Raw genomic sequence first — 10727 nt, forward strand, 5'->3', positions numbered from 1 at the left:
GGGAGTGGGTTGGTTCGAGAAGGTGGTGGGCCGGTCAACATGTGTGTTGAATGACACACCGCATTCGCGAGCAAGCCCGCTCCCACACAAGCCCGGTTTCCACAATTATTTCTGCGGTGTTTTCAGGATTGGTTACAGTCCAAGCAGCGACAGCATGATAAACGTCGCAAACAACACAAAATGGGTCATCCCTTCGATGGCGTTGGTTTCGCCATCGTTGAGGTTGATCGCGCTGACAATCAACGTGATAAACACCATCACGGTCTGCACCGGCGTCATCGCCATCTGAAACGGCTGGCCGGTGTACAAGGCCATGGCTTCCATCACCGGCACGGTCAAAATCACCGTCGACAGAGAAGCCCCCAGCGCGATGTTCACCACCGACTGCATGCGGTTGGCCAGCGCTGCGCGCAACGCCGTCAAAATCTCCGGGGCGGCGGAAATCGCGGCCACGATGATCGCCGTGATCACGGGTGGGGCACCCGTTCCTTCCAGGCCCAGGTCGAGGGTCTTGGACATCACCTCGGCCAACGCGCCAATCACGATCACGCCAAACACCAGCGTCCCGATGGAAAACGCCAGGTTGATCGGCGGCGACTCTTCTTCCGGCTGTTTCTTGCGGCGTTTTTCCGGGTAGCTGTAGCTGAAGAAATAACTGTGGGGCCCCACCTGCATCCGCAGGAACAACGTGTAGAGCACTACCATCGCGCCGATGGTGAAGGCCGAGTAAATTTTCCAGTCGGCCTCGGGGATAAATTCCGGCACCACCATCGACACACCCATGGCGGTAAGGATCATCACGCTGTAGGTGCGCGCCGAATCGTCGTTGTAGGACTGTTCACCATGCTTGATGCCGCCCATCAGTGCAGCCAGGCCGAGGATGCCGTTGATGTCGAGCATCACCGCCGAATAAATGGTGTCGCGCACCAGGGTCGGCGAGGGCTCGTTGCTCATCATGATCGCCAGGATCACCACTTCCACCAGCACGGCGGCGAGGGTCAGGATCATGGTGCCGTAGGGGTCGCCGACCTTTTCCGCCAGTTGCTCGGCGTGATGGGCCACGCGCATCGAGGCCACGACGATAAAGCCGATCAGCGCTATGCCAGCCAACAGCGCCACCATCTGCCCGCTGTGCAGCATCCAGTGCTCCAGCGGGTAGGCAGCGATGGCGGCAATCAGCGCCAGCAGCATGAATTTTTCTTGCTTGATAGATGTGAGCATTGCAGGCCTTTTGAACGCGGCGAATCCGTCATTGATGGGGTACAGACTGCACCGCGCCGCTAACGTTTCGTTACACCTTAGTTCATGCACTGCTTGCACGGTGCCTGTGGATGCTCACCGCTTGGTCAGGTTTTGCCGATTATTTCGGCGTGCGCCTGTAGAATGCCGCCATTGCACCTGATGAGAATTTATAAATGTACGATTGGCTCAACGCCCTGCCCAAGGCTGAATTGCACCTGCACCTGGAAGGCTCGCTGGAGCCTGAGCTGCTGTTCGCCCTGGCCGAACGCAACAAGATCGCGCTGCCGTGGAACGACGTCGAAACCCTGCGCAAGGCCTACGCCTTCAACAACCTGCAAGAGTTTCTCGACCTCTACTACAAGGGCGCCGATGTACTGCGCACTTCCCAGGATTTCTACGACCTGACCTGGGCCTACCTGCTGCGCTGCAAGGCGCAGAACGTGATCCACACCGAACCGTTCTTCGACCCACAGACCCACACCGACCGTGGCGTACCGTTCGAAGTGGTGCTCAACGGCATTGCCGCCGCCTTGAAAGACGGCGAGCAACAACTGGGCATCACCAGCGGTTTGATCTTGAGCTTCCTGCGCCACTTGAGCGAAGAAGAGGCCGAAAAAACCCTCGACCAGGCACTGCCATTCCGTGATGCGTTTGTTGCCGTGGGCCTGGACAGCTCGGAAATGGGCCACCCACCGAGCAAGTTCCAGCGCGTGTTTGATCGTGCCCGTCACGAAGGTTTCCTGACCGTCGCCCACGCCGGTGAAGAAGGCCCGCCGGAGTACATCTGGGAAGCCATCGACCTGCTGAAGATCCAGCGTATCGACCATGGCGTACGCGCCATTGAAGACGAGCGCCTGATGCAGCGGATCATCGACGAACAGATCCCGCTGACGGTGTGCCCGTTGTCCAACACCAAGCTCTGCGTGTTCGACGACATGTCCCAGCACAACATCCTCGACATGCTTGAGCGTGGGGTGAAAGTGACGGTGAACTCGGACGATCCGGCGTACTTCGGCGGTTATGTCACCGAGAACTTCCATGCGCTGTACACCTCGCTGGGCATGACCCAGGACCAGGCCAAGCGCCTGGCGCAAAACAGCCTGGATTCACGGTTGGTCAAGCCTTAATCAGCGACCGGTCTGGCGAGCCGGGCAATTTCCAGTTGCCCGGCTTCACTGACCTGCAACGCCTGGGACTCATTGATCACGCTGACCCAGTTCGACTGCAGGCACAACTGCAACAACGCGGCCCCCAACGCACCGCCCAGGTGTGGCTGCTGTTCGCTCCAATCAAAACAATCGCACACGATCGGCTGAGCCAGTGCCTGGGTAAAAATCCCCAGCGCTGCGAGTTTGCGCGCACCTGACGGCGTCACGTCCGTACGCTGTTCCGCGCGCTCGATCCACCCGGCCGCCATCATCCGTTGATACAAACCCGCTGCCAGCTCGCCCCCCAGGTGACCATGGCACAGCCGCGCTCGCCGTAAAGCCGCAGGCGCAGTCAATGACCGCGAATGAATGGGCGTGCTGCGGGCGACACTGGCCATCGTGGTGCAGGCCAATGCATCCACGGCGGCCCCCACATCGGCGGCGGCCACCCGGAAAAAGCGTTTGCCGCTGCGGGCTTCGACACGCAGCAGGCCACCGGCCGTCAATCGCGTCAGATGCGCATTCGCCGAGGCCGATGACAGCCCGGCAAGTGCCGCCAACTCATCGGAGGGTTTGGCCGACCCGTCCATCAATGCCCACACCATCGCGGTGCGTTTCGGGTCGGCCAGCAAGGTGGCGATCTGACTGATGCAAGGTGCCTGTTCCATGTGCTCATTCACTCCCTGTTGAATCATTTGTCTGCTGCGTCTGGCGGAAAAGTATAAGCGTGAAAACCCCGGGTTCCGTGCCGTCTTACAGCGCAACCAAGGACAGAAGCTGAAGGAAATTTCCCGATATCCCCGGGGTTATGGTGTAGAGGCTGATCGCTCCGGCAATTGCGCAGTCAATGTCGCACAACGGGCAACGAGCATTTCCCGCAGAAGATTGATCGGCTTGCTCAGTTGCGCGCGATGGGCACACAACAGATTGAGCGGCGTACGTTCGCCCCGCAGCTCCGGCAGGATCAGCCGCAGGCGCCCCGCCAGCACATCCGAGCTGACATCCAGCCAGGACTTGTAGGCGATACCCACCCCCGCCACCGCCCAGCGTCGCACCACATCGGCATCATCACTGAAGCGGTCACCGGCCACCGTCAGGCCGACATCACGCTTGCCATCGTTAAACCCCCAATGGTCATGCACCCGGCTGCCGAGCATGTACAGCAGGCAATTGTGCTGGGTCAGTTGCTCCAGGTGGCGCGGCTCGCCGTGCCGCGCCAGATAGCTGGGAGCAGCGCAGAGCACGCGGCAGTTGTCCGGGGCGATGGGCAACGCGATCAGGCTGGAGTCTTCGGGTTCGCCGTAGCGCAGGGCGATGTCCACCGGCTGGCGGAACAGGTCGGCAATCCGGTCGCCCAACAACAGGCGTACGCTCAGGTTGGGGTATTCGCGCTGGAACTCATCCAGCCAGGGCAGCAGCTGGTTGCGGCCAAAGTCCGACGGCGCCGAGAGTTGAAGCACCCCGCTGACCTGATCCTGGCCGCTGGCCAACAACCGCCGGCCTTCATCCAGGCTGCTCAAGGCGGCCCGGGCGTATTCCAGGAAGCCTTCGCCCTCGGCCGTCAGGCGCAGGCTGCGGGTGGAACGCGCCAACAACCGTGCGCCCAACTGCTGCTCGATGCGCTTCAACGCCGCGCTGGCCACCGCCGCCGACATGTCCATCACCCGTGCTGCCGCCGAAAGGCTGCCCAGGTCTGCCGCACGCACAAACAACTGCAAGTCATCAAAACGCAGCACGCCGACCGCCCATTATCAAAAAAGCATTGAAAGAGACTGCTCTTTTAGCGGGTTTTATCTTCCAGAGAAATAGCCAATCATCTGTCCATCCCGTTCATCACGTGTCTGGAGTCGAATATGTCTGCTGCCTTTAACGTCATCGCCACGCTGATCGCCAAACCCGGCCAACAGGCCACCCTGGAAACCCTGCTGCGCGAGCTGCTGGAACCGACCCGCATCGAAGCCGGCTGCCAGCAGTACGACCTGCACCAGGACCTGCAACACCCCGAGACCTTCTACATGCTCGAACGCTGGAGTGACGACGCCGCGCTGGCCGACCACGACCAGAGCGCGCATATCCAGAATTTCCGCACCAAGGCTGCCGACGTGCTTGAGCATTTCGAACTCAAGCGCCTGAAGTTTATTGCCTGATCAACCGCCCCCTTTTTTGGAAACCATCATGAAAGCCATCGCCTACTACACCGCACTGCCGATCAACGATCCAAAATCCCTGCAAGACATCGAACTGCCCGAACCGGTCGCCGGCCCCCGCGACCTGCTGGTGGAAGTCAAAGCCATCTCGGTGAACCCGGTGGACACCAAGGTGCGCCAGAACGTCGCCCCGGAAAACGGCGCGGCCAAAGTGCTGGGCTGGGACGTGGCCGGTGTGGTCAAGGCCGTGGGCAGCGAAGTCAGCCTGTTCAAGGTCGGCGACAAGGTGTTCTACGCCGGCTCCCTGGTACGCCCCGGCGGCAACAGCGAACTGCACACTGTCGATGAGCGCATCGTCGGCCATATGCCGAAAACCCTGGGTTTTGCCGACGCTGCTGCACTGCCGCTGACCGCCATCACCGCCTGGGAATTGCTCTTCGAACGCCTGCAAGTGCGTGAAGGCAAGGCCGATGAAGGCCAGAGCCTGCTGATTGTCGGTGCCTCGGGTGGTGTGGGATCGATCCTGACCCAACTGGCGAAACAGCTCACCGGCCTGAAAGTCATCGGCACCGCCTCCCGTCCTGAAACCCAGGCATGGGCCAAGGACCTGGGCGCCGACCTGGTGATCGACCACAGCAAACCGTTGAGCGAAGAGCTGAAAAACGCCGGCCATCCGCAGGTGAACTACGTCGCCAGCCTGACCCAGACCGACCAGCACCTGGACCAACTGGTGGAAGCGCTGATTCCCCAGGGCAAACTGGCGCTGATCGACGATCCCAAGGCATTGGACGTAAGCAAGCTCAAGCGCAAGAGCCTGTCGCTGCATTGGGAGTTCATGTACACCCGTTCGATGTTCGAGACCAGCGACATGATCGAGCAGCACAACCTGCTCAATCGCGTCGCCGAACTGATCGACGCCGGTACTCTGAAAACCACCGTGGGCGAGCACTTTGGCGTGATCAACGCGGCTAACCTGCGCCGCGCTCACGAACTGCTGGAAAGCGGCAAGGCCAAGGGCAAGATCGTGCTGGAAGGGTTCTAACGAAAGGTTCTGTCAGTGTCGTCTGTTATTCATGTGAGTAATGGACGACACCGCTAGTCAGAGACTTGATCCTTGTCATATTTGTGAGCGTATTCGGGTTTATATTGGCCGCCTTTGCCACGCAATTTACGTGAGGAAGTCAGCAATGAAGATCCTGATAAAAGCGCTAGCAAGATCCGAAGGCAACAAATGGCAGGTCCGTCTCGACCAGAACGCCTTTACCTTCCGCAGTGAGGCCGAGGCCCGCGCGTTTGCCGACACCCTGCAAACCCGTATCCAGGCGCCTCACCGATTCCCCGAAAGCCAGCAGCGTTCTGCTGGCTGATCCTGATCAGTCCGCCGCTTGCAGTGCCCGTTGGCGCTGCAGGCGCCGGGTCAGCATCGCGAACGTTACGGCCAATACGCCACACAAGCTGATGACCATTGCCATCGGCATCGCCGTGCCGTCGTGCAGCACGCCGACCAACGACGCCGCGCCTGCGGCCACACCAAACTGAATGCAACCGAGCAACGCCGACGCGCTGCCCGCCCGAGCGCCCTGCCCGCTCATGGCGCAGGCCGAGGTATTGGGCAAAATGCAGCCCAGGCTGGCGATGCAGATAAACAGCGGTACCAGCAGTGGCCACAAAGCGTCCGTGCGCAGCGCAGTAATTGCCAGCAACGACAGACCCGCCGCCAGGTAAACCCACACCGTGCGCGACAGCAAAAATGCCGGGCCACGCGACGCGAGCAAACGCGCATTGACCTGTGCCACCAGGATAAAGCCCGCGGCATTCGAGCCGAATACCCAGCCATAGTGTTCGGCGGGCACGCCATAAAGCTTGATAAAGACGAAGGGCGAGCCCGCGATGTAGGCAAACATACCGGCAATCGAGATGCCGCCGGTCAAGGCATAGCCCAGGTACACCCGGTCCGACAGCAACCGGCCGTACTGGCGCAGTGCGCCTGACAGCGGCTGGCGCGGTTGATGGGCCGGGAAGCTTTCCGGCAGCCCGACTGCTACCGCAATGGCCGCCATCACACTGAACACCGTCAGCGCCAGGAAGATCGACTGCCAGCCCCAGACGCCAACCATCACCCCGCCCGCCAGCGGCGCGAGGATCGGCGCCAGCCCGGTGACCAGCATCAGTTGGGAAAACACCTTGGCCGAGCCCACCGCGTCGCATTTATCGCTGACCACCGCCCGCGAGATCACCATGCCCGCGCAGCCGCCCAGGGCCTGGACGAAACGCGCGCCGATCAGCCATTCCAGGGACGGCGCGTACGCACAGGCGAAGGACGCCAGGGTAAACAGGGTGACGCCGCTGAGCAGCGGCCCGCGCCGGCCAAAACGGTCTGCCAGCGGTCCATAGATCAACTGGCCGATCGCCAGGCCCGTGAAGTACACGGCCAAGGTCAGCTGAATATGTTTTTCGTCGGTGCCGAATGCCACGGCCATGGCCGGGAAACCCGGCAGGTAGAAGTCGATGGCCAGCGGCGCGAACGCGCTCAAGGCCCCCAAGATCAGGATTATACGAAGGTTCATCAGGCACCCAGGTGAGTCGGCAGCCCAACAGTCTAGCCGGGCTCGGGTGCCTTGAACATTAAGTTAGCTCGCTAACTATTCAAAAAGTCAGGCGAGCTTGGCGCTGTAGCCTTCTTCACTGATCAGGTTGATCACCTCTGCCGGCGACAGCAGGCTGCTTTCCACGCCGACTTCCTTTGTCGCGAGGTCGACGCGCACGCTGGCCGCCGGGTCCTTATCCTGCACCGCCTGGGTTACCGAGCGGACGCAGTGGCCGCAGGTCATTCCTTCAACGCTGAATACTTGCATGACATGACTCCTTTAATGAGGTTGCCCGCAGTGTTGACCTTGCCATGATGGCAAGGTCAAGTTCTGAAAACATCGGCCGGGCTGGCATTCATTCGCGCCCTCGGCCAAGCTGCACTTATCCACGATGTGAACCTCGGAGAATTCGCCATGCGCTGGTCATTTTTTGGCCTTGTCAGCCTGATGGGCTTGTTTGCTGCTGTGCCACCGGCCAGCGCAGATGAAGATTATGCGGTGCTGATCATTTCCCGGGAGCGCCTGGAAGTGCCGACCAACTGCGAGATTGGCTTGTACATCCAGGACCAGTTGGCCGGGCGGCTGTTCCAGGAGCAAGCCACCTCGTTCAACTTGCCGGCCGGGAATGTGTCGTTGCGCCTGAAGTTGTTGCCGGGGCAATCCCAGGGTTGCTTGCCGGGCATGCTCGCGCCACCGGCGCAAAACATTACGTTGAAGGCGGGTGACGTGCGCAAGTTGCGTATCGCGCAAGGGCCGGACGGCATGTACCTGAAGCCGGCCGCACTGGAATACTAAGCCCCGAAAACCTGTAGGAGCGAGCTTGCTCGCGAAAAACGTTAACGATGACGCGTTCATCCTGGATAAACGCGGCGCCCTCAAGCTTTTCGCGAGCAAGCTCGCTCCTACAGTAAAAAGCGCCTTGACCTTCCCCACAGGTCAAGGTTGATCCTAGGGGCAATCTCTCCTGGAGTACTGCCCATGAACGGATCCACCACCTTCGACCTGCCGATCAGCGGCATGACCTGCGCCAGCTGCGCCGGGCGGGTTGAACGGGCACTGGGCAAAGTGCCCGGGGTGCAAAGTGTCAGCGTCAACCTGGCCAACGAACGCGCCCACATTGAAGTGCTCGGCCAGATGGACCCCGGCGTCCTGATCGCCGCCGTCGACAAGGCCGGCTACACCGCCACCCTGCCCCAAAGCGAAACCGCCACCCAGGCCAGCCAGGAACAACGCCTGAGCCATGAACGCTGGTCGCTGCTGCTGGCAATTCTACTCGCCGCGCCGTTGGTGCTGCCGATGCTGGTGCAACCGTTAGGGCTGCACTGGATGCTCCCGGCCTGGGTGCAATTTGCCCTGGCCACCCCAGTGCAATTCATCTTCGGTGCGCGCTTCTATATCGCGGCCTGGAAAGCCGTGCGCGCCGGAGCGGGCAATATGGACCTGCTGGTCGCCATCGGCACCAGCGCCGGTTACGGCCTGAGTATCTATGAATGGCTCACGGCGTCCGCCGGCACAATGCCCCACCTGTATTTCGAAGCCTCGGCGGTGGTGATCGCCCTGGTGCTGCTGGGTAAATACCTGGAAAGCCGCGCCAAGCGCCAGACCGCTAGCGCCATCCGTGCCCTGGAAGCCTTGCGCCCCGAGCGGGCGATTCAAGTAATCGACGGCCGCGAGCAGGACGTCGCCATCACCGCCCTCAAGCTGAATGACCTGGTGCTGGTCAAACCCGGCGAACGCTTCCCGGTGGACGGCGAAGTGGTCGAAGGCCAAAGCCACGCCGACGAAGCCTTGATCAGCGGTGAAAGCCTGCCGGTGCCGAAGCAGCCTGGCGACGCAGTCACCGGCGGCGCCATCAATGGCGAAGGCCGGCTGCTGGTGCGTACCCTGGCCCTCGGCGCGGAAAGCGTGCTGGCGCGGATCATCCGCCTGGTGGAGGACGCCCAGGCCGCCAAGGCACCGATCCAGAAACTGGTGGATAAAGTCAGCCAGGTGTTCGTGCCGGTGGTGCTGGTGCTGGCCTTGGCCACGCTGGTCGGCTGGTGGCTGTATGGCGCACCGCTGGAGGTCGCGCTGATCAATGCCGTGACCGTATTGGTGATCGCCTGCCCTTGCGCCCTTGGCCTGGCCACACCTACCGCCATCATGGCCGGTACCGGCGTTGCCGCCCGCCACGGCATCCTGATCAAGGACGCCGAAGCTCTGGAGCGCGCCCATGAAGTCAGCGCCGTGGTGTTCGACAAGACCGGCACCCTGACCTCCGGCGCACCAAAAATTGCGCACCTGGCCGCCATTGACGGCAATCAAGGGGCGCTCCTGCAACAGGCCGGCGCGCTGCAGCGCGGCAGTGAACACCCATTGGCCAAGGCGGTGCTGGATGCCTGTGCCGAACAAGGTTTGAACGTCGCGGATGTCAGCGCCAGCCAGTCCCTTACCGGGCGTGGCATTGCAGGCACCCTAGATGGCCGGCAACTGGCGCTGGGCAACCGTCGCCTGCTGGAAGAAACCGGCTTGAGCACCGGTGATCTCGCCGACTCGGCCAGTGCGTGGGAGGCCGAAGGCCGCACCTTGTCCTGGCTGATCGAGCAAGGCCCGCAGCCCCGCGTGCTGGGTTTGTTTGCCTTCGGTGACACGCTTAAACCGGGCGCCCTGCAGGCGATACAGGCACTCAAGGCTCGGCATATCAGCAGCCACCTGCTGACCGGCGATAACCGTGGCAGCGCCCGCGTGGTCGCCGAAGCCCTGGGCATCGATGACGTGCACGCCGAGGTGTTGCCTGCGGACAAGGCGGCTACCGTCGCCGAGCTGAAAAAGACCGGCGTGGTGGCAATGGTCGGCGACGGCATCAACGACGCACCGGCCCTGGCCGCGGCCGACATCGGCATCGCCATGGGCGGCGGTACCGACGTGGCGATGCACGCGGCAGGTATTACCCTGATGCGCGGCGACCCACGGCTGGTGCCGGCAGCCCTGGAAATCAGCCGCAAGACCTATGCGAAAATTCGACAGAATCTGTTCTGGGCCTTTGTGTATAACTTGATCGGCATTCCGCTGGCGGCGTTCGGCCTGCTCAACCCGGTGATGGCTGGCGCGGCCATGGCCCTGTCCAGTGTCAGCGTGGTGAGCAACGCACTGCTGTTGAAAACCTGGAAACCCAAGGACCTGGAGGACGAGCGTCCATGAACATCGGCCAAGCAGCACGCCAAAGCGGCCTGAGCGCGAAGATGATTCGTTACTACGAGTCCATCGGCTTGTTGAAAGCCGCCCATCGCACCGACAGCGGCTACCGCATTTATGGCGCCGATGACTTGCACACCCTGGCGTTTATCAAGCGCTCGCGGGACCTGGGGTTTTCCCTGGAGGAAGTCGGCAAGCTACTGACGCTGTGGCAGGACCGGGGACGCGCGAGTGCCGACGTCAAGGCGCTGGCCCGCCAGCATATCGATGAGCTGAACCAGAAGATCCGCGAGCTGGGGCAATTGCGCGATACGTTGCAGGACCTGGTGGAACACTGCCAGGGTGATCACCGGCCGGATTGCCCGATTCTCAGGGAGTTGGCGTCGGGCAGTTGTTGCACCTGAGCAAGTTTAACCAGGCATGCACGG

12 protein-coding genes are annotated in these 10727 nt (G+C 61.7%); 7 read left to right on the plus strand and 5 right to left on the minus strand.

Features of this window, described 5'->3' with window-relative positions:
* Positions 1–132: 132 nt before the first annotated feature.
* The gene (locus ACW9I6_RS25705) at positions 133–1221 is read right to left on the minus strand and encodes a calcium:proton antiporter (protein WP_003211166.1); all 1089 of its coding nucleotides are present in this window, start codon (positions 1219–1221) and stop codon (positions 133–135) included.
* A gap of 194 nt (positions 1222–1415) precedes the next feature.
* Between ACW9I6_RS25705 and ACW9I6_RS25710 the strand changes: the two genes are divergently transcribed.
* Positions 1416–2369 (plus strand): adenosine deaminase, encoded by a 954-nt coding sequence (locus tag ACW9I6_RS25710; RefSeq protein WP_219406505.1) that lies wholly within the window; start codon positions 1416–1418, stop codon positions 2367–2369.
* On the opposite strand, the gene ACW9I6_RS25715 is transcribed toward ACW9I6_RS25710, so the two are convergent.
* Positions 2366–3058 carry an ArsR/SmtB family transcription factor gene (locus ACW9I6_RS25715; protein ID WP_219406504.1) on the minus strand — a complete coding sequence of 231 codons (693 nt, stop codon included), beginning with the start codon at positions 3056–3058 and terminating at the stop codon, positions 2366–2368. The genes ACW9I6_RS25710 and ACW9I6_RS25715 overlap by 4 nt on opposite strands.
* Positions 3059–3196: 138 nt before the next feature.
* Positions 3197–4126 carry a LysR family transcriptional regulator gene (locus ACW9I6_RS25720; protein ID WP_457339991.1) on the minus strand — a complete coding sequence of 310 codons (930 nt, stop codon included), beginning with the start codon at positions 4124–4126 and terminating at the stop codon, positions 3197–3199.
* A 117-nt stretch (positions 4127–4243) separates the two neighbouring features.
* Here ACW9I6_RS25720 and ACW9I6_RS25725 point away from each other — a divergent pair, with 117 nt between their 5' ends.
* The 3 genes from ACW9I6_RS25725 (at position 4244) to ACW9I6_RS25735 (ending at position 5904) form a co-directional block, all read left to right on the plus strand.
* Positions 4244–4537 (plus strand): putative quinol monooxygenase, encoded by a 294-nt coding sequence (locus tag ACW9I6_RS25725; RefSeq protein ID WP_003211158.1) that lies wholly within the window; start codon positions 4244–4246, stop codon positions 4535–4537.
* Between the two features lie 28 nt (positions 4538–4565).
* Positions 4566–5579 (plus strand): zinc-binding alcohol dehydrogenase family protein, encoded by a 1014-nt coding sequence (locus tag ACW9I6_RS25730; RefSeq protein WP_457339992.1) that lies wholly within the window; start codon positions 4566–4568, stop codon positions 5577–5579.
* A 145-nt stretch (positions 5580–5724) separates the two neighbouring features.
* Entirely contained in the window at positions 5725–5904 is a 180-nt protein-coding gene (locus ACW9I6_RS25735; RefSeq protein WP_003211153.1) for a hypothetical protein, read from the plus strand.
* 6 nt (positions 5905–5910) lie between these two features.
* Here ACW9I6_RS25735 and ACW9I6_RS25740 read toward each other — a convergent pair whose 3' ends face one another.
* Positions 5911–7104: a multidrug effflux MFS transporter gene (locus tag ACW9I6_RS25740; RefSeq protein WP_087693476.1), complete on the minus strand. Its 1194-nt coding sequence runs from the start codon at positions 7102–7104 to the stop codon at positions 5911–5913.
* 87 nt (positions 7105–7191) lie between these two features.
* Positions 7192–7392: a heavy-metal-associated domain-containing protein gene (locus ACW9I6_RS25745; RefSeq protein ID WP_003211150.1), complete on the minus strand. Its 201-nt coding sequence runs from the start codon at positions 7390–7392 to the stop codon at positions 7192–7194.
* 147 nt (positions 7393–7539) lie between these two features.
* On the opposite strand from ACW9I6_RS25745, the gene ACW9I6_RS25750 reads away from it, so the two are divergent.
* The 3 genes from ACW9I6_RS25750 (at position 7540) to cueR (ending at position 10703) form a co-directional block, all read left to right on the plus strand.
* Positions 7540–7920: a hypothetical protein gene (locus tag ACW9I6_RS25750; RefSeq protein ID WP_003211148.1), complete on the plus strand. Its 381-nt coding sequence runs from the start codon at positions 7540–7542 to the stop codon at positions 7918–7920.
* 183 nt (positions 7921–8103) lie between these two features.
* Complete coding sequence (locus ACW9I6_RS25755; RefSeq protein WP_102605229.1) at positions 8104–10305, plus strand: heavy metal translocating P-type ATPase; 2202 nt, start codon at positions 8104–8106, stop codon at positions 10303–10305.
* Positions 10302–10703 (plus strand): Cu(I)-responsive transcriptional regulator, encoded by a 402-nt coding sequence (gene cueR / locus ACW9I6_RS25760; protein ID WP_201022528.1) that lies wholly within the window; start codon positions 10302–10304, stop codon positions 10701–10703. Before ACW9I6_RS25755 ends, cueR begins: the two co-directional genes overlap by 4 nt.
* Positions 10704–10727: the final 24 nt, after the last annotated feature.

It is taken from the genome of Pseudomonas sp. SDO5522_S412 (genome assembly GCF_054071215.1).